Raw genomic sequence first — 22,599 nt, forward strand, 5'->3', positions numbered from 1 at the left:
TGATTGAGCGTCGCCTGCCATCACCTAGATTCGCACGCCCGGCACTTTGCGCCAGCGCGCCCCCTCCCGCTGCAACGCTCCCATCTTCTCCAGCTTGCGTGCGAGTGTGACGATGAGCTTGGTGTCCATTCCCGTGGCTTCCTGAATATCCGCCAGACTTCCCGAGTGATCGCGCGCCGTTCCGGCCGCATCGAAGACTGCCACGTGCTGCCAACTCATCAGACCAGCCCCACCACCGGCGGGTGCTGCCGCTCCTCCCCCAGCGTTGCCCGCATCGAACCCCAGCTCCATCTGCATCGCCAGTGGTTCGATCGCTGCTTGAATATCCTCCACGCTGCGCACCAGTTGAGCCCTGCCGGTGGCCAATCGGTCGAGGCACCCCTGCGAACTCACCGCCGTGATGGGACCTGGCACGGCCAAAGTGGGCCGGCTCATCCCCTCAGCCCAATTCAGCGTGTTAAGGGCTCCCGAACGATACGGTGCCTCCACCACGAGAGTGGCCTGCCCCATCGCCGCTGCCAAACGGTTGCGCGTGAGGAAGCGATGCCTCGCCGGGGGCGTGCCCGGCGCGTATTCGCTCACTACGAGTCCCCCGCTGGCCACAATCTGCTTGAGGAGCTCGGCATTCTTGCGCGGATAGGCCACGTCGAGGCCGCATGCGAGGATCGCCACGGTCGGCGCGCCGTGGGCTAGCGCCTGGCGGTGCGCCAGCGTATCGACGCCTTCCGCCGCACCGGAGATGATTGTGTAGCCCCGTGCTGCCAATCCCCCGCCCAGCATTTCGCAAACCTCTTGGCCATAGCGTGATGCAGCCCGCGTTCCCACCACAGTCACGCTGTGGCGGATCGCCTCATCCAGCCTCGTCCGACCGTTCACCCACAGGGCAAAGGGAGCCTCGGCCTGACCACGAACAGTATCGTCTGCTTGCCCTCCCTCCCCCATGCGCACGAATGCCTCGGTGAGAGACTCCGGCCATTCATCGCTATCTGGGGTCACCAGGCGCCACCCTTGCCGCCGCGCTCGGTGCTCATCCTCACGCGGATCTGCGAGATAGCGTCGCTCGGTTGCCGCGAGCAGGGCCTCGCTCGGCCCCCGTCGCCGCACCAGGCCTTCTGTTAATTGTTCGACGCCAGCAGGCTCCCCAGCCCCATTCCACCAGCCGTCTGGCCAGAGGGCGTGGAGGACATCGGCGCGGGAGGCTTCCACGACCCGGCGGAGGTATATCCACGCGAGCTGTCTGCGCTGAGGAGAATCCAACCAGCTCGTATCAACTGGGGTCTCTGCGGAGCCATCGGCGGGTGTCTGGGGAGAAGTGTCAGGGGTCATTGCTGTGTTCCTCGCTGTTCAGTGTTGGTGCGGTGTTGGTGCGGTGTTGGTGCGGTGGTGTGGCGATGCAGTGGTGTTGTGATGCGGTGGAGTTGTGGTGTGTCAGTCCAGCTCAGTACCGTCGCGGAAGAGATCGACCGCATCGAGGACATGGTCCAGCCCCGGCCGATCGGCTCCGGCAAGGTCGGCCAGAGTCCAAGCGACCCGAAGCGCGCGATCTGCTCCGCGCTGGCTCAGCTCCCTGCTCATCACCAGACCTTCCAAGGCGGTCGTGCCGTTTCCATCCGGGGCGAAATCGTCGCGCAGAATCGTGCTGGGGATCGTCGAATTGAGAAAGTCCCGTTCCCCACCGAGTTCACGCGAAACCCGCGCCCACCGCTGCAGCGCTCGATCGCGGGCAGCACAGACTCGCTCGGCAATGATGCTGCTCGCCTCGGCGCGAGATGATGCGCTCGCAGACTTGTTCACACTTCGCGTCCTGGCAAACACATCGATCCGATCGCGCAGCGGACCGGAGATCTTTCCCTGATACCGTCTGCGCGCACCGGACGGGCACCGGCACTCGCTGGCTAGCTCCGCGCCGCACGGGCACGGGTTGGCGGCAAGCACCAGTTGAAACTGCGCAGGGAAGGTCATGATCTGGCGCTGGCGAATGATCTCCACCCGCCGTTTTTCCAGCGGTGTCCTCAGGCTATCGAGAACCTCCCGGCGCGCTTCCGCCACCTCGTCGATAAACAACACCCCGTGATGGGCCAGGCTCACCGCGCCGGGAACAGGAATCGCACCACCGCCAATCATTGCGGCATGGGTGATGGAGTGGTGCGGGGCCACGAACGGTCGCGTGCCTCTCCAGATGGCGGAAAGATCTCCCTTGGTCCCCGCGATGGAGTGAACCACTGCGGCCTCGCGCTGCTCGCGCCGGGTCATCGGCGGCAGGATTCCGGGCAGGCGTTCAGCCAGCATCGACTTTCCGCTCCCGGGTGGTCCGGTGAGCATGAGGTTGTGCCCACCCGCTGCGGCAACCTCCACGGCATGCACGGCCTCGGACTGCCCAACCACGTCGGACATGTCCGACATATCCGACATATCTCCCGGAGCACCGCCCGGCGGCAAAGCCTGCCCGGGAACTGGCCTGGGTAGCTGACCGCCGTGCATCCAATCGAGGACCTGCCCCAGGTGAGATGCCAGGTGCACCATCGGCTGTCTAGGCTGTCCAAACTGTCCCAATTGTCCTGGTTGTCCTAGTTGTCCCGCTCGTCCGGCCTCCGGGCCGGGACTCGGCTCATCATTCAGCAGTTCAACAGCGCGGCGGGCCTCCTCTGCACAGGCCTCCGGCACCACGACATGCCGGAACCCGTGAGCTGCTGCGGCTGCCACACGCGGAAAGATCCCAGGCACGGGGCGCACGCTGCCGTCGAGACCCAATTCCCCGACCAGCACGGCGGAATGAACCCGCTCGCGCACCGCTTCAGTCACACCCGTGGCACCGCTGGCGAGCAGCATCGCGCACACCATTGCGACGTCGTATCCACTACCGCTTTTCGGCATCGCCGCGGGCGACAAACTCATGACGGTTCGCGAGCCCGGCCACTGCACACCGGTATTGCGCAGCGCGGACCGGATCCGGTCCTTGGCCTGAACCACCGCCGCATCCCCCATGCCAACCACGCTGATGCCGGGGAGTCCGCGGCACACGTCGCATTCGACGGTCACCACCTTGCCCTCGGCTCCCTGCAGCGCGATGGCGTATGCATGTCCCACGCCCATCGGGAATCACCACACTCCTAGAAGGTGATCCCGCACGCCCTCAGGGCCTACGTCGATGACGTCGATGCGGATATCCTCCGCCGGGCCGTAGAGATCGCGATAGCGGGCCAACCAGAGACCGGAGACCAATCGGATCCTGGCAAGTTTGCGCGAGGTCACGGCGGCCACTCCCCCGCCATCAACCGTGCTGCGCCGGTATTTCACCTCCACGAACACCACCGCACCATTGGGGTCGCGCACCACCAAGTCGATCTCCCCGAACTGCGTGTAGAAGTTTCTATCGAGAATCTCGTAACCCATTCCGCCGAGGTAGCGCGCGGCGATCTTCTCCCCGGACATCCCGCGCCTGCGGGCAGATCCTTGCTTTACTGCTGGCTTATCCATAGCCGTCGTTCCCCTCCACTGAAAGCCGAAGCATTGACGGCTCACAGTATTGCCCACCCCACCCCGGCCAATCCTTGCCTGCGCATGCAAAAACCCAGCCGCCTGTGGATAACGGCTGGGTTGTGGATAACTCTTATCGAGACCCCGCGAGCGGTACCGCCACGCACCTACGGGAAGCCCCAAAAAACGGGCGACTAGGCCCCTCAGTTGTCGGGAAGCTGCAGCTCAGGCTTATCGAGTTCCTCGATATTGACGTCCTTATACGTAATCACTCGGACATAGCGCACGAAACGGGCCGGGCGGTACATGTCCCACACCCAAGCGTCGGACATACGCACCTCGTAGTAAACCTCCCCGCCGGAATTACGAGGGATCAATTCCACGGCGTTGGCTAGGTAGAAACGCCGCTCAGTCTCCACCACGTAGGAGAACTGGCTGACTACGTCCCGATACTCCCGGTACATGGACAGCTCAACGTTGGCCTCATAGTCGTCTAGTTCTTCGGCACTCACGGCTTCAAACTCAACCTTTCATCGAGACAATCGAGTCAACTGCCACTGGCGATGCGCCGCGGCCACATTTTTGTAAGTGTAGCGATGATAAGGCGTTCCGCCGTGCAGACTCACCGCGTCCATGTGCGCCTTCGTGCCATAGCCCTTGTGCCCGGCAAGGCCGTAGCCGGGGAATTGCTCATCCAGCTCGCGCATCACCCGGTCACGCGAGACCTTTGCCAGCACGCTCGCCGCACTGATACACCGCACCAGCAGATCGCCCTTGACCACGGGAAGATGCGGAACGGTCAAGCCCGGAACCTTCATGGCATCGGTCAGCACATACCCCGGCGTCACATCTAACCCAGCCACGGCGCGGCGCATGCCGGAGAGGTTCGCATGCTGGATACCCCACTCGTCGATATCCGCCGCAGAGATATGAATGATGCAGAAGCTGGTGGCCACCTCCCGGATGACCTCGTACAGCCCCTCGCGGGTCTTTTCGCTGAGCTTCTTCGAATCCGTAAGCTTGTCCAACTCGGGCAGCGGACGCGGCGGCAGGATGCAGGCGGCAATGCTGATCGGCCCGCAGCACGCACCACGACCGGCCTCATCCACGCCCGCAACCGGGCCCATGCCCGAGGCATAAAGAGCTTGCTCCATTGAGCGCGCGTGGGGCATGGTGCGCACGCTATGCCGAATGGGGCGAGCGGGATGATCAGATTCCATCGAACAGTTCCCCAGTCATCTATCGTCTACAGACCGTCCACTGACCGACCGCTGACCGACCCAGAGGCCTAGTTCTGGCCCTGGATCGGCAGCGACTTCACCAGACCGATCCGGTTAATCGGAAGCACGATGGCCTCCACCTTGCCCACCACGTTCGATACCGGGATGGTGCCCTGGTGCTCGTCGCCGATGTGCGCACGCGAATCCAGTGAATTGGTGCGGTTATCGCCCATCATCCACAGCGAATCCTTCGGCACGGTCACGGGTCCGAAGTAGTCACCCTGGCACGCCTCGGAACCCGTGGTTGGATCAATGGGGTTCACCGGCGGCTTCATGGTGTACGAATCGTCGATCTTCTTGCCATCGACCATGATGCCGGGGTCTCCGGCCTGGCACTGCACAGTTTGACCACCTGTGGCGATCACGCGCTTGACCAGCGTGTTCTCATCGGGGGCGACGATACCGATGGTGCTGCCCAAGTTCTGCAGCCCGCGCACCACCTCGTTCTTCGACCGCTTGGTGGTAAATCCCTCATTCCAACTGTCCGTTCCCACGAACACGATCACGTCACCCGGCTTCGGGCTCTTATCGCCCAGGTAGGCCAGCTTGTTGACGTAGATCCGGTCCGGGGTACACCCGGCACAACCGTGCAGCGTCGGCTCCATGGACTCGGATGGAATCAGATACAGCCGCCCCACGAACGTGTTGAACGCGCCGAGAACGAGCAGAGTGACGAGGATGATGATGGGCATCTCCACCCACCACGGGTACGTCTTCTTCTGCTTCTTCTCTTTCTTACCGCTCTTGCCGTTCTCGCCGTTCTTGCCATTCTGGTCCTGGCTATCCGCAGCGCGGCGCGGCGCGTCCCTGTTCAGCTGCGCCTGCTGATCGAGCGAGGCGTGGTGCTGGGGATCCGGTTGCTCTGAGTTGGGTTCAGTCACAAGGAATCACCCTACCAGTCGACACCTCGGCACCCCATACACCACAACCCAGCCGCAGAAAGTTGCTTTTTCTACTAGCTGGGTTGGGAATGTTCGACCCTGTACTGGTCCACAACTCAGGGCCGAAATAAGAAGAAAGCCAGCAGACTGTGCCGCTGGCTACGCGATTTCTTAGCGCTTCTCCTTGATCTTGGCTGCCTTGCCGCGCAGGTTGCGCAGGTAGTACAGCTTCGCGCGGCGAACCTTGCCGCGGGTCAGAACGTCGATGTGATCGATGTTCGGGGAGTGCACCGGGAAGGTACGCTCCACACCGATGCCGAAAGAGATCTTACGGACGGTGAAGGTCTCGCGGATGCCGGAGTTCTGGCGGCGAATCACAACGCCACGGAACACCTGGATACGGGACTTGGTACCCTCGATGACCTTGACGTGAACGTCAACGGTGTCGCCGGGACGGAAGTCGGGAATGTCGCTGCGCAGCTGTGCTGCATCAACCTTATCGAGAATGTGCATGCAAAAATCCTTTGCTCGTCTGAATAGAGGATCCACGCGGCTTTTCACCCTGAGGTGCGCCTACGGGTTCGTACCCACAACATAAATAACTGAAGTAGTATGCCAGCCGATCCACCGCGAAGCCAAATCGCGGCGAGTCGCCGGCACGTGACTACCTGCCGAAACCGGCCTTTTTCAGAGCCTCAGCCATCGAGCCTGCTGGCCCTGCCCCGCGCGATCCCTGTGATCCCTGTAATCCGTGGCCACGTCGCTGCCCCTTGGGGTTGGTGTTCTTGTCGACGCCACGACGTGCGCCCCGGCTGGACTTACCCGCACCGGTGGCCGGTGCAGTGCGCCCGGTGGGGCGTCGAGAATCGGAGGAACCGGGTTCATCCGAGAGGCGAAGCGACAGGGAGATGCGGTTGCGCGTCACATCGACCTCCATGACTTTGACCTTGACGACCTGGCCGGAGGACACGACCTCGTGGGGGTCCTTGACGAAACGATCCGACATGGCGGAGACGTGGACGAGGCCATCCTGGTGCACACCGATGTCGACGAACGCACCGAAAGCGGCGACGTTGGTGACGGTGCCTTCGAGAACCATGCCCGGAGCAAGGTCCTTGATCTCCTCGATGCCATCGGCCAACTGCGCGGTAGCGAAAGTGGGGCGGGGATCGCGGCCGGGCTTATCCAGCTCGGCAAGCACGTCGGTGACCGTGGGGATGCCGAACTGCTCATCCGCGACCTCGCCGGGGCGCACGGAACGCAGGGCCTGCGAGTTGCCGATGAGCTGGGGCACGTCCAGGCCGGTGGCGGCGGTGATGCGGTCGACGAGCGGGTAGGCCTCGGGGTGCACGGCGGAGGCGTCCAGGGGGTTGGAGCCGTTGTTGATGCGCAGGAAGCCGGCGGACTGCTCGAAAGCCTTGGGGCCGAGTCGCGGCACCTTGAGCAGCTCCTTGCGAGAGGTGAAGGCGCCGTTGTCGTCGCGGTAGGCCACGATATTGTCCGCGATGGTCGTGGTGATGCCCGCGACGCGCTGAAGCAGCTGGGCGCTGGCGGAGTTGACGTCCACGCCCACGGAGTTCACTGCGTCCTCGACCACGGAGTCGAGGCCCTGGGCGAGCAGGGTCTGGTTGACGTCGTGCTGGTACTGGCCCACGCCGATGGACTTCGGATCAATCTTCACCAGCTCCGCCAATGGATCCTGGAGGCGCCGGGCGATGGAGACGGCACCGCGCAGGGAGACATCCATCTCCGGGAACTCGGCGGCGGCGACCTCTGAGGCAGAGTAAACGGACGCGCCGGATTCGCTGACGATCACCGGCTGGGGCTTGGTGCCGCCGGCCTGGGCGATGAGGTCGGCGATCTCGCGGGCGAGCTTTTCCGTTTCGCGGCTGGCGGTGCCGTTACCGACGGCGAGGAGTTCCACACCATGCTTGGCGGCCATGGACGACAGGATCGTGCGGGCCTGCTCCCACTTGGCGCCGCCGGTGTGTGGGTAGACCACGACGGTATCGAGCACCTTGCCGGTGGGGTCCACCACGGCGCACTTCACGCCGTTACGGTATCCCGGGTCCAGGCCCATCGTGGCGCGCTGGCCAGCGGGGGCTGCCAGCAGGAGATCCTTGAGGTTGGTGGAAAACACGTCCACGGCTGCCTGGTCGGCGCGCTCTTTGAGGCGCATGCGTACGTCCACGGCGGAGCTGATGGATAGCTTGGTGCGCCAGGCGTAGCGCACGCAGGTGGCACGGAACTTGTCCGCGGCATCGCCCTGCGGCTCCAGGCCGGCGCGCTGGGCGATGATGCCTTCGTAGAACTCGGCGCCGTCTGTGGTAGCGGTGGCATCGGCTGTGTTGTCGCCCGGGCCGAAGGTGAGCGACAGCACGCCCTCGGATTCGCCGCGGAGCAGAGCGAGGATGCGGTGGCTCGGCAGTGAGGTGAAGGGCTCGTCGAACTCGAAGTAGTCGCGGAACTTCGCGCCTTCTGCTTCCTTGCCCTCAACGACCGAGGCAGTGAGGTGGCCGCGCTCGTAAAACTCGTTGCGGATCTCCCCCACGAGGTCGGCATCGGTGGCCACGTTGTCGATGACGATGGCGCGGGCACCCGCGAGCACTGCCGTTGCATCCGCGAAGCCCTCGGTGATGAACTTCTCCGCGAGCTCGGCCGGGTCAGTGGATGTGCCGGTGAGGATCTCGTCGACGAGCTCCTCCAACCCAGCTTCGCGGGCGATGGTGGCCTTGGTGCGGCGAGTGGTCTTGTATGGCAGGTACAAATCCTCGAGACGAGCCTTCGTGGTGACCTCGAGTATGCTGCGGCGGAGTTCGTCGGTCAGCTTGCCTTGCTGCTCGATGCTGCGCAGGATCGTGGCCTTACGGTCCTCGAGCTCTCGCAGGTAGTGCAGCTGCTGCTCGAGGGAGCGCAACTGGGTGTCGTCGAGACCACCGGTGATTTCCTTGCGGTAGCGGGCGATGAAGGGGACAGTGGCGCCTTCATCGAGCAGGGCGATGGTTGCTCGGACGCGGGCCGGATCCACAGACAGTTCGCTGGCAATGGTCTGCGCGATCTGTTCGTTGGTGGCGGTGGGCGCTGCTGTCTTCGCGGTGTCACGGGTTGGACTGTCTTGCATTGCGCCCATCCTAGTGACCACCGCTCCCCCGCGACCGCATGAGGTGCGGGTTACTAGCTGCCTGCCTTATTGTTCTTGGCTGCGGGAGCTTCGCTGACGTCGCTGCTGTCGCTGTCCTGGAAGTCCTCCGCCCAGCCCGGTGCCTTGCGGGAGTAGGCGGTGAGGTCGGCCTCGCCGTTAATGTCCTTCTGCATGTGCAGGTATTCCAGGTGCCGGTCGAACAGGTCCAGCACGTTTCCGATGAGCTGTTCCTTGGTGTAGCCGTACACATCGAAGCCCAAAGAGCCATTCGCTCCGAAAACCTCGAGGCGGTAGTAGTGCGCAAGGAGGGTATCGGGAGCGTAGTCCGGGGTCTTTTCCACCACGGGGTAGAGCTGGTAACGGAAGGTGGCTTCCTTTTCGAAGTCCACGGACAGGTCTAGCTGCTTGGCATTGGCATCGGAGGCGTCGGCCAGCAGCAGCGTGGTGTGGTAACCGCGCTTGTCCAGTGCCAAAGCGACTTCTTCCAGGGCGGGCTTGGCGACGTTGAGGACGTACTCGTTGACCTCGGCATCGTTGGGCCACGAGTTCGCGCGATCGAGGCGCTTTTCCCAATCGCCGCCGTCGCCGGTGCGGCTGGAGATTGCAGAATGCAGAGCCACGCCGCGCGACTCCAGCTGTGCCCTTTCTCGGCGGATGGATCGCACGAGGCCGAGCATGATGAGGAACACCACGACCATGAAGGGCAAGCCCATGATGAGCGTGGCCATCTGCAGCGTTCCGATGCCGCCGACCTGCAGCATGGCGATAGTAAGGATGCCGACACAAGCCGACCACATCACGCGCATCCACGGTGCACCATCCTGCTGCGCTTCGTCGGAGAAGGATGAGAACTTCGCCATGACGAGCGCGCCGGAGTCAGCGGAGGTGACGAAGAAGAGGATGCCGACACCCAGCGCCAGGGCAATGATGGCGGGTGCCCAGGGCATGCCCTCGAGGAGCATGTAGAAGCCCCGCTCCGGGCTATCGACTGTGGTCTCCAGGAAGTTCGTGTCGCCCTCGCGCACTCGGTCGATGGCCACATTGCCGAGGAAGGAGGCCCACAGCGCAATGTAAAGGAAGGGCACGAACAGGGTTCCGACCACGAACTGACGGAACGTACGGCCGCGGGAAATGCGGGCAAGGAACAGGCCCACGAACGGCGCCCAGGCCACCCACCAGGCCCAGAAGAACAGGGTCCAGTTGGCCATCCACTCCTGAGTTTGCACCGGCGTTTGGCTGTAGCTGAAGGTCTCGAAGGTCCACTGTGGGAGCTGATAGAGGTAATCACCCATGTTCTTCACCAGCGAGTCCAGGAGGAATCCGGTGCGGCCGGTGACGAGCACGAACAGAATGAGCAGCCCAGCGAGGTAGACGTTGATCTCGGACAACCGCTTGATGCCCTTGTCCACGCCGGAGACTGCCGAGATGGTGGCGACACCTACGGCGAGCACGATCAGTGCGATCTGCATGGCCTTGTTCTCCGGAAGGTCGAACAACACCTTCAGTCCGTAGTTAAGCTGCACCACACCGATACCGAGCGAGGCCGCTACGCCGAAAATAGTGCCCAGCATCGCCGCGATGTCCACGGAGTTTCCGATGCCACCGTGGATGCGCCGACCGATGATGGGATACAGAGCGGAGCGGATGGTCAACGGCATGTTCAGCCGGTATGCGTAGTAGCCAAAAGCGAGGCCCATGAGTGCGTAGAGCGCCCAGCCGGAAATGCCGTAGTGGAACATCGTCCACACCACGGCGTTCTGCAGAGCCTGTTCAGTCTGGCCATCACCCACCGGCGGGTTGGCGTATTGTGCGAGCGGCTCGGCCACCGCGTAGAACATGATTCCCATACCGATGCCGGCAGCGAAGAGCATGGCGGACCAAGAGAACAAGCTGTATTGCGGCTTGGAGTGATCGGGGCCTAGGCGGATGTTTCCGGCGCTGGTCACTGCCACCCAGACCATGAAGATCATCGCGAGGGCAACGGTGCCCACGTACATCCAACCCAGGTTGGTCGTGAGCCACGAGGTGATGGTTCCAATGCTGGAATCGAAGCTGTCCTTCTCGACCATCGCCCAGATGGCAACGGCCAGGGTGATGGTGAGGGTGACGCCCACGACCACCCAATTGGCGCGGGGCTTCTCTGAGTTCTTGTCCGTGTTGCTTCCGGCCGAATACGTGCCCACGATCGCTCGTGGCGCGGCGGAAGATCTCTGTGCACTGCTGTCGGCAGACAAAAGAGGTTCCTTTCACAAAGGTGGGCTCGTAGCACACGTCAGCGCCGCCACGAGCTCGCGATTAAGCCCCTCACGGGGCCTTTACCATTAATGACTATCGCATACCCGATTTGTTAAGGAACCTCTTACACAAAAATCGCACCACATGGGTGGGTTTTCCATGTGGTGCGACGAGCGGAATTCACCGCACAATCGTGCTTCCTAGCTGTTGCCGCCGAACCAGCCGGTCACAGCGGGAGCGATGTTGGTGTACACGTGCTTGTGCTCCTGGTATTCCTCCAGTCCGGTGGGGCCAAGCTCACGGCCGATGCCGGAGGCCTTCATGCCGCCCCACTCCGCCTGCGGCAGGTAGGGGTGGAAGTCGTTGATCCAGATCGTGCCGTGGCGCAGCTTGCGGGCCACGCGCTCGGCCTTGCCTGCATCGGAGGTCCACACCGCACCAGCCAGGCCGTAGACGGTGTCGTTGGCGATGGCCACCGCCTCTTCCTCGGTGGTGAAGGTCTCGATGGTCACCGTGGGGCCGAAGGCCTCGTCGTGCACGCAGTCCATCTCCTGGGTGCAGTTGTCCAGGATGGTGGGCAGGTAGTACACGCCACCGGTCAGGTCGGTGTTGCCGGTGGAGTGCGGGCCGTTGTTGTCCTCGTCGGTGGGGATGCGACCACCGGTGAGCACCGTGGCGCCCTGCTCGCGGGCGTGGTCGACGTAATCCGCGACCTTCTTGCGGTGATCCTCGGAGATGAGCGCGCCGGTCTCGGCTGCTTCATCGAGGGGGCCGCCGAGCTTGATCTTCTCCGCGCCCTTGGTCAGTGCTTCCACAAACTTGTCGTGGATGGATTCTTCGACCACGATGCGGGAACCAGCCGAGCACACCTGGCCGGAGTGGACGAATGCACCGTTGAGGGCGTTGTCCACAGCGGCATCGAAGTCAGCATCGGCGAAGATCACGTTGGGGTTCTTGCCGCCGAGCTCCAGCGCCACGCGCTTGACCGACTCTGCGGCGTTGCGGGCGATGAGGCGACCGGTCTGCAGGCCGCCGGTGAACGAGACCATGTCCACATCCGGGCTCTCCGAAAGCGGGTTGCCGCAGTTAGCGCCCGCGCCGGTGATGAGGTTGCCCACGCCGGCGGGCAGGCCCAGCTCGTCGAGGACTGCCATGAGCAGCATCGCGGTGTGCGGGGTCAGCTCGGCCTGCTTGAGCACGAACGAGTTGCCGGCTGCCAGTGCCGGGGCGACCTTCCAGGACACCTGCAGCAGCGGATAGTTCCAGGGAGTAATGAGTGCGCACACGCCGACTGGTTCGGCGTCGATACGAGAACGAACATTGGGATCGCCGGGATCAACAACGCGGCCCGCGGCGTGCTGCGCGAGGGTGCCGAAGTAGTCGAAGGCGTTGGCGATGTCGTCCATGTCCGCCTGAGACTCCGGGAAGCGCTTGCCGGTATCGGCGGATTCCGCGGCCGCGAAGAGATCCTTGTTCTCCCGGATCTTCTGGGCCACGCCGAGGAGCAGCTTGCCGCGGTCGACGGCGGGCACGCTGGACCATACCTCCGAGTCGAAGGACGTGCGGGCGGCGGCAATGGCCTTATTCGTGTCTTCATCAGAGGCTTCGGATACGACGCCCACAGTGGTGTTATCCGCAGGGTTGATGATGGTTCGGGTTTCGCCCTTGGTTGCGGGGACCCATTCGCCGTTGATGAACAGGCTGGCGGGCTGCTCTGGGTTGGCGTGCACGCCCTTGAGAAGTTCGCACTCTGCTGGGTTGAACAGCGTGGACTGGGTGGAAGACATAAGGTCTGTGATGCTCCTATCGAAATGTGAGGAAACTGGTCGAGAAACTAGCGGAAACTAGCGGGAATCGGGATGAAGGGTGCGGTCGGGTGCGAATGGGCGCGGCTTACTCTTCCCAGTTGCGCACTGGATCTGCACCGTCGGAGAGATCGGACGTGCCGGGGAGATCTCGCTGCATGTGCAGGAATTCCATGTGGCGTTCGTAGAGGTCCAATACGTTGTCGATGATCTGTTCCGTGGTGTAGCCGAAGACGTCGAAGCCCATCGATCCGGTACGGTCGAAGATCTCCAGCCGATAGTACGTGTCCCGGCCGCCGGCGCGGCGAGTGAAGTCCGGCACCGGGTATTCCATGGGATAGATCTGGTAGCGGAAGTCTTGCTCATCGCCCAGCGGGACGTACAGGTCCAACTGCCCCACGGGCGAATCCGGAACCTCGGAACCGACGAGTGTGGCCTCGATGCCTTGCTCGTTGAGCTCCTTGGCCACGGCTTCGAGGGCAGGCATGGCCACGCCCGCCATGAACTTCCTGGCCTGGTCTGCGGAGGGCCAGGTCGATGCGCGGTTCAGGCGACGACGCCACGATTGCTTGTCGCCGGACGAGGCCGAACGGCCGGACATGGCGGAGTGGATGGAGATCGTACGGGCATCGGCGTTGAGGTTTTCCAGGCGCAGGGAGCGCCACAGCCCCAGCATGATGAGGTACATGACGATCGAGAACGGCAGACCCATGACGATCGTGGCGGACTGAACGGTCGTTACGCCGTCGATCTGCAGCATCACGAGGGTCAGCACACCCACGAGGGCGGCCCAGAAGATGCGGGACCACCGGGGGCCATCCTGTCGGCTGTCCTCGATCTTCGAGGTGAAGTTGGCGGTCACCAGTGCGCCGGAGTCGGCCGAGGTGATGTAGAGCAGCAGGCCGATCATCGTGGCGAGGATGATGAGGAATCCGCCTGCGGGCATGTCAGAGAGCAGGTCGTAGAAGCCCTGTTCCGGACGGGCGGCGGTCGCCTCGGCGAAGGCGGTGTCTCCGCCACGGACGCGGTCCAAAGCCGTGTTACCGAAGAAGCTCATCCAAGCCAGGATGAACAGGAACGGGATGGTCATGGTGCCCACGACGAACTGGCGCAGGGTGCGGCCACGGGAAATGCGCGCGAGGAACAGGCCCACGAAGGGTGCCCAGGCGACCCACCATGCCCAGAAGAACAGGGTCCAGGCACCCATCCATGCCTTGGTGGCCTCCGGGTCGTTGGAGAACGCCATGGTGTCCATCGTCATGCTCGGGAAGGAGGAGACGTAGTCGCCGATGTTCATCACGAGGGCGTCGAAGAGGAAAGAAGTCTTTCCGGTAATGACGACGTAGGCGACGAGGCCGATGGCCAGCAACACGTTGAACTCGGACAGGCGCTTAATGCCCTTGTCGACGCCGGAGACGGCGGACAGCGTTGCCACGCCGACGCCGACGATGACCAGCCCCATTTGGACGGTGACGGATTCATCCCATCCGAAGATGAGGCTCAGGCCGTAGTTCAGCTGAACCACGCCAATGCCCAGGGAGGCTGCGATGCCGAAGATGGTGCCGAGCACGGCGGCGATGTCCACGGCGTCACCCACAGGTCCGTGGATCCGCTTGCCGATCAGTGGATACAGGGCAGAGCGGATGGCCAGCGGCATGTTGAGGCGGTAGGCGTAGTAGCCAAAGGCCATGCCCATGAGGGCGTACATTGCCCAGCCGGTGATGCCGTAGTGGAACAGTGCCCACACCACGGCTTGTTCGGCGGCTTCCTTCGACTCTGGAGCAACCTCGGGCGGGGTGAGGTACTGAGTGACGGGTTCGGCTACGGAAAAGAACATGAGGTCCACGCCGATGCCCGCGGCGAACAGCATCGCCGACCAAGAAAACAGGCGGAACTGCGGACGCGAGTGGTCGGGGCCTAGCCGGAGGTTACCGGACTTCGAGAAGGCGACGACGAGGATGAAGACCACGCACACGGTGGCGGTGAGGATGTAGAACCAACCGAGGTTGGTGGAGATCCACGTGGTGATGTCGCCCAGGATTTGGTTGGCGTTGTCGGGAGCGATCACTGCCCACAAAGCGATGGCCACGATTCCGATGGCGGAAATGATGAAGACAGGCCAGTTGGCTTTGGGAGGAGTCACCTCACCCGAGATGTATGCGTCTCGATCGTTGACGTCGAAGTTGCCCACGAGGACGCGGCTGCGAATCTTGGAGCCGCGATCGTTGGTGGATGCTGCTGATGGCTCGCCTGGTGGATTCTCGGCGGGATTGCTTTCTTCTCGTTCTCTACGGCTCATCTATTCCTCTCAAGCGGATATCAGAATTTTCGACGCACGAGCAATGCACGAGGAACCATCGATAAACCCCGTGATCGAAAGTACGTTACGTAGGATACACGTACCTGTCACCTAAACTTCAAGTGAAAAACTGGATCGAGCAAGCTGAAAAACACTAAACCTCACTAGTGAGGTAGAACTTTACCCGCCCTGACCTGGTGCCTAGCATACAAAGAAATCTTTTGGCATACTTGTAAGAGTTCGCGCTCGAATGTTCCCGCTCCACAAAGAGCAAACATGGAGCAACTATTCAGCGCTCATTTTGACGGACAATCAAAACACGTCGGCAGCCCCCTCCCCTCGCGTCATACGAGGCTTCACAAGGACTGCCCTAGCTACGCCATTGGAGGCACATCTGGTGAGTATTTTCGACAAGGTTGTTCCCAAGAGGTTCCGCACCGGCCGCAACGACACCCGCGGCGAGGTCGTGGAGGATCGCCGTCGCGATGTCGTGATCGTCGGTGGCGGATCCGCAGGCTCCGTGCTGGCCAACCGCCTGACCGAGGACGCCGACCGCGAGGTCATGGTTCTCGAGGCCGGCCGCATGGATTCCATCTGGGACCTCTACATCCACATGCCCTCGGGCTTCTCCTTCCCCATCGGCAACAAGCACTACGACTGGATGTATGAGACCGAGCCCGAGCCGGAAATGAACGGCCGCCGCGTGCCCCACGCCCGCGGCAAGGTGCTCGGTGGTTCCGGCTCCATCAACGGCATGATCTTCCAGCGCGGCAACCCCATGGACTACGAGAAGTGGGGCGCCCTGCCCGGCATGGAGAACTGGGACTACGCGCACTGCCTGCCGTACTTCAACAAGATGGAAACCGCAGCCGCCGCAGAGCCCAACGACCCGCGCCGTGGTCACAACGGCCCACTGTACCTCTCCCGTGGCCCGGCAACCAGCCCGCTGTTCCAGTCCCTGTTCAAGTCCATCCAGGAATCCGGTTACCACCTGACCAATGACGTCAACGGTTACCGCCAGGAAGGCTTCGCCCCCTTCGACCGCAACATCAAGCACGGCTCCCGCGCATCGTCTGCGCGCAGCTACCTGCACCCCATCATGGGCCGCAAGAACCTCGACCTGCGCACCAAGGCGTTCACCACGCGCGTGCTCTTCGAGGGCACCAAGGCCGTGGGCGTGGAGTACGAGTGGAAGGGCAAGACCCACCGCGTCTACGCCGATAAGGTGATTCTCTGTGGCGGTGCTATCAATACCCCGCAGCTGTTGCAGCTTTCTGGCGTCGGTCCGAAGAAGCTCCTGGAGGACCTCGACATCGAGGTCGTCAAGGACATGCCTGGCGTTGGTGAGAACCTGCAGGACCACCTCGAGGTCTACATCCAGTACGAGGTCGACACCGAGTACTCCTCCCAGCCCTACCTGCACAAGTGGCGCTGGCCGTTCATGGGCCTGCAGTGGCTGTTGACCAAGAAGGGCCCGGTGGCTACCTCGCACTTCGAGGCCGGCGGTTTCGTGCGGTCCAACGACGACGAGGACTACCCGAACCTCATGTTCCACTTCCTGCCGATGGCCGTGCGCTACGACGGCACCCCGGCGAAGGTCAAGCACGGCTTCCAGTGGCACGTGGGCCCGATGTTCTCCGACACAAAGGGCTGGGTGCGCATCCAGTCCAAGGACCCGCACGTCAAGCCGAAGATGCTGTTCAACTACCTCAAGACCGAGCAGGATCGCCGCGAGTGGGTCGAGGCTGTGCACAAGGCTCGTGAGCTCATGGCCACCGAGGCGATGGCAGAGCACGGCACCCGCGAGTTCTCCCCCGGCCCAGCCGTGCAGACCGACGAGGAGATCCTAGAGTGGGTCCGCAATGACGGCGAGACCGCACTGCACCCCTCCTGCACCGCGAAGATGGGCCCGGCCGAGGACGAGATGGCCGTGGTTGATCCGGAGACCATGCAGGTCCACGGTGTCGATGGCCTCTACGTTGTCGATGCGTCCGTGATGCCGATCATCACCAACGGCAACATCTACGCCCCCGTGATGATGCTGGCCGAGAAGGCCGCTGACCTGATCAAGGGCGTCAAGCCCCTCGATCCGATCAACCTGCCCTTCTACCAGGCGAAGAAGGACATGCCCCTGTACGCCGAGGGCGAGAAGGTGCGCGATCACGTGCACGCCATCCCTGGCGCTGATCACTAGGAACTAGCGGGTCTTAACGACTCGCTAAGCGTCTGGTTCCGAGGCCGACTGGAGATACGTCCGGTCGGCCTCACTCATATCTCCACGGCGCTCCAGCTCCTCGATGAGATCCGGCCGGTTGCGCAGCGTTCGCTCCAGCGACTGCTCCCGCCGCCACTGAGCCACCTTCCCGTGGTTGCCGCTGAACAGCACCTCCGGCACATCCAGCCCGCGCCACGACCTGGGCTTCGTGTAGCTCGGCCCCTCCAGCAGCCCGTCTTGGAAGCTATCTTCCTGGTGGCTGGCCTGGTTGCCCAGCACTCCGGGAATCAGCCGCACCACGGCCTCCGCCATCACGAGCACGGCCACTTCCCCACCGATGAGCACATAATCGCCGATGCTCACCTCTTCAACGCGATAGCGCTCCTGAGCATCCTCGAACACGCGCTGGTCGATACCCTCATAACGGCCACACGCAAACACCAAGTGATCCTCGGCCGACCAACGCTCGGCCATATCCTGGGTAAACGGCTTTCCCGCCGGCGTGGGTACGACTAGCAGGGGCTTTTTCTTGTCCTTTTTCTCGACGCCACCAGCATCCCCCTGCCCCATACCTCCATCGGCCTTGGTGGGGGTGATGCGGTGGGGCGTCGACGATGTGAGGTCAACAGCATCAGCGGCGGGACCAGTGTGCGCGGCGACATCGTCCAAGGCGGGGCCCCACACCCCCGGCTTCATGACCATGCCGGGCCCACCTCCGTAGGGGGAATCGTCCACAGCCTGATGCACGTCGTGCGTCCAGGCGCGCAAGTTGTGCACGCCGACCTGCAGGATGCCCTTCTCGATGGCTTTGCCCAGCAGGGCGTGGCGGAGTGGCTCGAGGTACTCAGGGAAAATCGTGACGACATCGATGCGCATGGGCTAGCTCAGCTCCAGTAGGCCGGCGGGCGGGGTGATGACGATCGCTTCGTTGTCCAGATCCACGATCGGCACGATGGCGTGGCGGAATGGAATGAGGATGGTGGACCCAGCGGTGGGCAGGTCAACGTCCTGATCCACAGCAACCTCAAGGAGCTGGCCGGCGGGAGTGCGCTGCACGCCGGTGACCACGCCGATGTCCTCGGGCTCCGGCTGCTCGCCTTCATAGGCGCGATTGTGGGCCGTGGTCTCATCGACGTCCCCGACTGTGAGGACGCGCAGGCCCTCGAGCTCGTGGTTGTAATAAGCATCGTCGTCATCGATGATGGGCGCAGCATAAAAGCGCAGGCCGCGCAGGGATTCGGCCGCGGTGCGATCGGGAACTTCCTCAAACCGAATGAGCAGGCGGCCCTGGTGCGGGCGCATGGTGGCGATGGTGAGCTCGCGCTGTTTTCCTGCCTGCTTGCCGGTGAGAACTTCGCCGATGGCGAAGCGTTGCTCTGGGGTGTCAGTGGTGGGGTCGACCACCACTTCCCCCTTGACCCCGTGGGGCTTGATAACGCGCCCGATGTGAACTTCCTGCATGACTGACAGTGTAGACAGTGGGGGCAGGGAGACGAACAGTGAGGCGGTCAGGGGATTGCTCAATGGGTCGGGGGCGAAGTAAACGGTGCAGTCAAGATCGCCTGCACATGCTGCAACCTGCCTAGATGACTCCCTGGGCCAGCATTGCATCAGCAACCTTGCGGAAGCCAGCAATGTTGGCGCCCACCACGTAATCCTCCGGCTTGTCGTATTCAGCCGCAGTGCGGTCGCAGGCCTTGAAGATGTTGCGCATAATGTCGCGCAGGCGCTTGTCCGTGTACTCGAAGCTCCAGGAATCACGGGAGGCATTCTGCTGCATCTCCAGTGCGGACGTTGCCACGCCACCAGCGTTAGCCGCCTTGCCGGGAGCGAAGTGTACCTTGCGCTTACGGAAGACCTCTACGGCCTCAGCGGTGCAGGGCATGTTGGCACCCTCAGCCACGTAGCGGCAGCCGTTGTCGGCCAGCAGACGTGCGGATTCGCCGTCCAGCTCGTTCTGCGTGGCGCAGGGAAGCGCGACGTCCGCCTCGACCTCCCAGATGTTGCCGCCGTGAACGTACTTCACGTGATCGGTCTCCTTGGCATAGACGGAGATGCGCTCGCGGCGCACTTCCTTGATGTCCTTGAGCAGCTCAATATCCACGCCTTCTGGGGTGTAAACGTAGCCGGACGAGTCGGACATCGCCACCACGGTGGCACCGAGCTCCTGGGCCTTCTCCGCAGCATAGATCGCCACGTTGCCCGAGCCGGAGACGATCACCTTCGTGCCGTCGAGCCGTTCGCCGTGGGCACCCATCATCTCCTGGGTGAAGTAGACGGTGCCGTAGCCGGTAGCCTCGGTGCGCACCAGCGAGCCACCCCAGTTCAGGCCCTTACCCGTAAGAACTCCAGACTCGTGCTGGTTAACCAGGCGGCGGTACTGGCCGAACAGGTAGCCGATCTCGCGGCCTCCCACTCCAATGTCGCCAGCGGGGACGTCCCGGAACTGACCGATGTGGCGATGCAGCTCTGTCATGAAGGACTGGCAGAAAGCCATGATCTCCCGATTGGACTTACCCTTCGGATCAAAGTCAGAGCCGCCCTTGCCGCCGCCGATGGGCAGGCCGGTCAGGGAGTTCTTAAAGATCTGCTCAAAGCCGAGGAACTTGATGATGCCCAAGTTCACCGATGGGTGGAAGCGCAGGCCTCCCTTGTATGGACCCAGGGCGGAGTTGAACTGTACCCGGAATCCACGGTTGACCTGGACATTTCCGGCGTCGTCGATCCACGGCACACGGAAGATGATCTGCCGTTCAGGTTCAGTCATCCGCTCGATCAGGCCAAACTCGGCGTAGTGCTGATCCTTGCTGAGGACGTACTTGAGGCTGTCGAGAACTTCGGCGACTGCCTGGTGGAACTCTGGTTCCCCGGCGTTGCGCTTCAGGATCTGCTCGTAGTACCCGTTGACAGTCGCTTCGACATTCATGCTGTGTGGTCTTCTCCTAGCGGTGATGACGCCCGCGGCTCGGATCGCACGCCGGGCGCTTCGACGATCGTCCACCATCCAGGGTACATCTGTTGCCAAGTGAAACGATCTCCGGGTCACACCCGCTAGCTACCCGATGGCCAGCACCGTCTGCAACGTCTGGAAAGCCTCCGGGACGATGATGTGCTGCACGCTGCGCCCCACCTGATGACGCTGCACCAGGCCCGCCTCACACAACTTGCGCACGTGATGGCTCACTGTGGGCTGGGTCAACTCCAGCGCCTCAGCAAGGGCGCTCACGTTCATCGGCTCGCATCCCTCGGACGCGATGTAGGAGATGATGCGCAGCCGTGTGGGATCGCCGAGGGTCTTGAACAGGGACGCAGCTGACGTTGCCTCGCTCTCGCTCAGTGGCCCGGCGATGAGCGAGCAACACTCGTTAGGTGTACACGATGCAGTCATGGAACCATCCTACTTGTATTGATGGACATCTATACTAAGCTGAGGGCGAACGACGCTCGCAGGCCTAGGGCTGGGGTATTCCACTGGACCCCAACCTGAGCTCCAACCGAACAACAAAGGTTTCTCCCCTAAAACTCATGCCCCACTCCACCCAACCTTCCCAACCTTCCCAACCTTCGCTGTCACTGCTCGACCGCTTCCTGCCCGTCTGGATCCTCGCCGCGATGGCTGCCGGGCTCTTCATCGGCTCGACCTTTCCAGGTGTTAAAGAAGTTCTCGATAGCTTCGAGGTCGGCAACGTCTCCATCCCCATCGCCATCGGCCTGCTCATCATGATGTTCCCGCCGCTGGCCAAGGTGCGTTTCGATCAAACGAAGAAGATCGCCACCGACCGCCGTCTTATGGCAGTCTCCCTTACGCTGAACTGGCTGGTCGGGCCTCTATTAATGTTCACCCTGGCCTGGATCTTCCTCGCCGACTCCCCCGCGCTGCGCACTGGTCTGATCATCGTGGGGCTCGCCCGGTGCATCGCCATGGTTCTCATCTGGTCGGATCTTTCCTGCGCCGACCGCGAAGCCACCGCCGTGCTGGTCGCTCTGAACTCGCTGTTCCAGATCGCCATGTTCGGCTTCCTCGGCTGGTTCTACCTGGAGATTCTGCCTAGCTGGCTTGGACTCGATACCGCATCCGCGGACTTCACACTGGCCTCCATCCTCGTGTCCGTCGGCGTGTTCCTCGGCATTCCCCTTCTCACGGCCGTGCTCTGCCGGGTGATCCTCGAGCGCACCCGCGGCCGCGATTGGTACACCAACACTTTCCTCCCCGCTGTCTCGCCCCTCGCGCTCATTGGCTTGTTGTTCACCGTTGTTCTTCTTTTCACCCTTCAAGGCGACGCCATAACGGCGGCGCCCTGGACCGTGGCGAAGGTGGCCATCCCACTCTTCCTCTACTTTGTCATCATGTTTTTCTTCGCTCTGGGGGTGTCTCGGGCATCCGGAATGAACTACGCCCAGGCCGCCTCGGTGTCGTTCACCGCTGCGGGCAATAACTTCGAGCTCGCCATCGCCGTGTCTATCGGAACATTCGGAGCATCATCTGCGCAGGCGTTGGCCGGGACGATCGGCCCCATGGTGGAAGTGCCCGTTCTCGTGGGTCTGGTGTACGTCATGCGGTGGCTGGGCCCCAAGTTGTTCGCCGGGGATCCCACGCTGCCCCAGCAATCGCTGCAATCGCTGCAGTGAGTATCACTGCCATGGGCAGCACAAAGCCCCATGCGTGACGCTGTGCTCGTGCACAGCCCCACGCATGGGGCTTTGAGAAAAGAGTCAGCCTCGCTTGGCTCTACTCAGCCTTACTCAGCGCTATCCTCGGAAGCCTCAGCGGACTCGCCCTCAGACTCAGCAGCCTCGGCCTCAGCGGCGGCAGCCTTCTCAGCAGCCTCTGCCTCGGCTTCTTCCTTGGCCTTGCGCTTCTTCTCAGTGATAGCCTCAGCGGTCGGGCCATCGGCAGCCTCGGTGAGAGCCTCGTTGAACAGGTCCAGCTTGGACTTCTTGGGCTCGGCAACCTTCAGGGTGCCCTCAGCGCCCGGCAGGCCCTTGTGCTTCTGCCAGTCGCCGGTTACCTTCAGCAGTGCCAGAACGGGCTCGGTCGGCTGTGCGCCAACGCCCAGCCAGTACTGCACGCGCTCGGAGTCGATGCGGATCACGGAAGGCTCGTTGGTGGGCTGGTAGATGCCCAGGTTCTCGATAACCTTGCCGGAACGACGGGTACGGGCATCCTGCACAACCACGCGGTACTCGGGGGTGCGGATCTTACCCATACGCTGCAACTTGATCTTAACGGCCATGTGGCCCTCACTTTCTTGTGGTCACTGGGCA

18 protein-coding genes are annotated in these 22,599 nt (G+C 62.7%); 2 read left to right on the plus strand and 16 right to left on the minus strand.

Annotated features, from left to right (window positions below; genetic code table 11):
- Positions 1 to 24 precede the first annotated feature (24 nt).
- The 11 genes from dprA to betT (LA343_RS08490) all read right to left on the minus strand — a co-directional run bounded on the left by dprA (position 25) and on the right by betT (LA343_RS08490) (position 15,119).
- Entirely contained in the window at positions 25 to 1,326 is a 1,302-nt protein-coding gene (dprA, locus tag LA343_RS08440; protein WP_081737327.1) for a DNA-processing protein DprA, read from the minus strand.
- 102 nt (positions 1,327 to 1,428) lie between these two features.
- Positions 1,429 to 3,093: a YifB family Mg chelatase-like AAA ATPase gene (locus LA343_RS08445; protein ID WP_025402898.1), complete on the minus strand. Its 1,665-nt coding sequence runs from the start codon at positions 3,091 to 3,093 to the stop codon at positions 1,429 to 1,431.
- Between the two features lie 6 nt (positions 3,094 to 3,099).
- Complete coding sequence (locus LA343_RS08450; protein ID WP_119664772.1) at positions 3,100 to 3,477, minus strand: YraN family protein; 378 nt, start codon at positions 3,475 to 3,477, stop codon at positions 3,100 to 3,102.
- A gap of 203 nt (positions 3,478 to 3,680) precedes the next feature.
- Positions 3,681 to 3,989, minus strand: coding sequence for a DUF2469 domain-containing protein (locus LA343_RS08455; RefSeq protein WP_025402900.1), 309 nt, complete (start codon positions 3,987 to 3,989; stop codon positions 3,681 to 3,683).
- Positions 3,990 to 4,007: 18 nt separating this feature from the next.
- Entirely contained in the window at positions 4,008 to 4,631 is a 624-nt protein-coding gene (locus LA343_RS08460) for a ribonuclease HII (RefSeq protein ID WP_039911452.1), read from the minus strand.
- 134 nt (positions 4,632 to 4,765) lie between these two features.
- Positions 4,766 to 5,572, minus strand: a complete 807-nt coding sequence (lepB, locus tag LA343_RS08465) for a signal peptidase I (protein WP_039911453.1) — start codon at positions 5,570 to 5,572, stop codon at positions 4,766 to 4,768.
- A 237-nt stretch (positions 5,573 to 5,809) separates the two neighbouring features.
- Positions 5,810 to 6,151, minus strand: a complete 342-nt coding sequence (rplS, locus tag LA343_RS08470; protein WP_025402903.1) for a 50S ribosomal protein L19 — start codon at positions 6,149 to 6,151, stop codon at positions 5,810 to 5,812.
- Between the two features lie 151 nt (positions 6,152 to 6,302).
- Entirely contained in the window at positions 6,303 to 8,759 is a 2,457-nt protein-coding gene (locus LA343_RS08475; RefSeq protein WP_025402904.1) for a Tex family protein, read from the minus strand.
- Between the two features lie 53 nt (positions 8,760 to 8,812).
- Positions 8,813 to 11,014 carry a choline BCCT transporter BetT gene (gene betT / locus LA343_RS08480; protein WP_052337560.1) on the minus strand — a complete coding sequence of 734 codons (2,202 nt, stop codon included), beginning with the start codon at positions 11,012 to 11,014 and terminating at the stop codon, positions 8,813 to 8,815.
- 201 nt (positions 11,015 to 11,215) lie between these two features.
- Complete coding sequence (locus LA343_RS08485) at positions 11,216 to 12,802, minus strand: aldehyde dehydrogenase family protein (RefSeq protein WP_039910927.1); 1,587 nt, start codon at positions 12,800 to 12,802, stop codon at positions 11,216 to 11,218.
- Between the two features lie 106 nt (positions 12,803 to 12,908).
- Positions 12,909 to 15,119 (minus strand): choline BCCT transporter BetT, encoded by a 2,211-nt coding sequence (gene betT / locus LA343_RS08490; RefSeq protein WP_025402906.1) that lies wholly within the window; start codon positions 15,117 to 15,119, stop codon positions 12,909 to 12,911.
- A gap of 397 nt (positions 15,120 to 15,516) precedes the next feature.
- On the opposite strand from betT (LA343_RS08490), the gene betA reads away from it, so the two are divergent.
- The gene (gene betA, locus LA343_RS08495) at positions 15,517 to 17,313 is read left to right on the plus strand and encodes a choline dehydrogenase (protein ID WP_025402907.1); all 1,797 of its coding nucleotides are present in this window, start codon (positions 15,517 to 15,519) and stop codon (positions 17,311 to 17,313) included.
- Between the two features lie 24 nt (positions 17,314 to 17,337).
- Here the strand turns inward: betA and trmD are convergent, their stop codons facing one another.
- From trmD to LA343_RS08515, 4 genes are all read right to left on the minus strand, one after another.
- Positions 17,338 to 18,210, minus strand: coding sequence for a tRNA (guanosine(37)-N1)-methyltransferase TrmD (gene trmD / locus LA343_RS08500; protein ID WP_025402908.1), 873 nt, complete (start codon positions 18,208 to 18,210; stop codon positions 17,338 to 17,340).
- Positions 18,211 to 18,213: 3 nt separating this feature from the next.
- Positions 18,214 to 18,795, minus strand: coding sequence for a ribosome maturation factor RimM (gene rimM, locus LA343_RS08505; protein WP_025402909.1), 582 nt, complete (start codon positions 18,793 to 18,795; stop codon positions 18,214 to 18,216).
- A gap of 121 nt (positions 18,796 to 18,916) precedes the next feature.
- Positions 18,917 to 20,260: an NADP-specific glutamate dehydrogenase gene (gdhA, locus tag LA343_RS08510; RefSeq protein ID WP_025402910.1), complete on the minus strand. Its 1,344-nt coding sequence runs from the start codon at positions 20,258 to 20,260 to the stop codon at positions 18,917 to 18,919.
- Between the two features lie 129 nt (positions 20,261 to 20,389).
- Positions 20,390 to 20,722 (minus strand): ArsR/SmtB family transcription factor, encoded by a 333-nt coding sequence (locus tag LA343_RS08515; RefSeq protein WP_025402911.1) that lies wholly within the window; start codon positions 20,720 to 20,722, stop codon positions 20,390 to 20,392.
- A gap of 137 nt (positions 20,723 to 20,859) precedes the next feature.
- Between LA343_RS08515 and arsB the strand changes: the two genes are divergently transcribed.
- On the plus strand, positions 20,860 to 21,963 hold the full coding sequence (arsB, locus tag LA343_RS08520) for an ACR3 family arsenite efflux transporter (protein WP_025402912.1): 1,104 nt from the start codon (positions 20,860 to 20,862) through the stop codon (positions 21,961 to 21,963).
- Positions 21,964 to 22,073: 110 nt separating this feature from the next.
- On the opposite strand, the gene rpsP is transcribed toward arsB, so the two are convergent.
- On the minus strand, positions 22,074 to 22,568 hold the full coding sequence (gene rpsP / locus LA343_RS08525; RefSeq protein WP_025402913.1) for a 30S ribosomal protein S16: 495 nt from the start codon (positions 22,566 to 22,568) through the stop codon (positions 22,074 to 22,076).
- Positions 22,569 to 22,599: the final 31 nt, after the last annotated feature.

This window comes from Corynebacterium falsenii, assembly GCF_020099275.1.
Classification (GTDB): Bacteria; Actinomycetota; Actinomycetes; order Mycobacteriales; family Mycobacteriaceae; genus Corynebacterium; species Corynebacterium falsenii.

Bases quoted from the DNA above. Each gene is read 5' to 3' on its own strand.
- rpsP (WP_025402913.1), bottom strand. From the start codon at position 22,568: ATGGCCGTTAAGATCAAGTTGCAGCGTATGGGTAAGATCCGCACCCCC.
- betT (WP_025402906.1), bottom strand. From the start codon at position 15,119: ATGAGCCGTAGAGAACGAGAAGAAAGCAATCCCGCCGAGAATCCACCA.
- LA343_RS08515 (WP_025402911.1), bottom strand. From the start codon at position 20,722: ATGACTGCATCGTGTACACCTAACGAGTGTTGCTCGCTCATCGCCGGG.
- LA343_RS08485 (WP_039910927.1), bottom strand. From the start codon at position 12,802: ATGTCTTCCACCCAGTCCACGCTGTTCAACCCAGCAGAGTGCGAACTT.
- rimM (WP_025402909.1), bottom strand. From the start codon at position 18,795: ATGCAGGAAGTTCACATCGGGCGCGTTATCAAGCCCCACGGGGTCAAG.
- LA343_RS08450 (WP_119664772.1), bottom strand. From the start codon at position 3,477: ATGGATAAGCCAGCAGTAAAGCAAGGATCTGCCCGCAGGCGCGGGATG.
- LA343_RS08460 (WP_039911452.1), bottom strand. From the start codon at position 4,631: ATGGAGCAAGCTCTTTATGCCTCGGGCATGGGCCCGGTTGCGGGCGTG.
- arsB (WP_025402912.1), top strand. From the start codon at position 20,860: ATGCCCCACTCCACCCAACCTTCCCAACCTTCCCAACCTTCGCTGTCA.
- LA343_RS08475 (WP_025402904.1), bottom strand. From the start codon at position 8,759: ATGCAAGACAGTCCAACCCGTGACACCGCGAAGACAGCAGCGCCCACC.
- gdhA (WP_025402910.1), bottom strand. From the start codon at position 20,260: ATGAATGTCGAAGCGACTGTCAACGGGTACTACGAGCAGATCCTGAAG.
- trmD (WP_025402908.1), bottom strand. From the start codon at position 18,210: ATGCGCATCGATGTCGTCACGATTTTCCCTGAGTACCTCGAGCCACTC.
- rplS (WP_025402903.1), bottom strand. From the start codon at position 6,151: ATGCACATTCTCGATAAGGTTGATGCAGCACAGCTGCGCAGCGACATT.
- LA343_RS08445 (WP_025402898.1), bottom strand. From the start codon at position 3,093: ATGGGCGTGGGACATGCATACGCCATCGCGCTGCAGGGAGCCGAGGGC.
- dprA (WP_081737327.1), bottom strand. From the start codon at position 1,326: ATGACCCCTGACACTTCTCCCCAGACACCCGCCGATGGCTCCGCAGAG.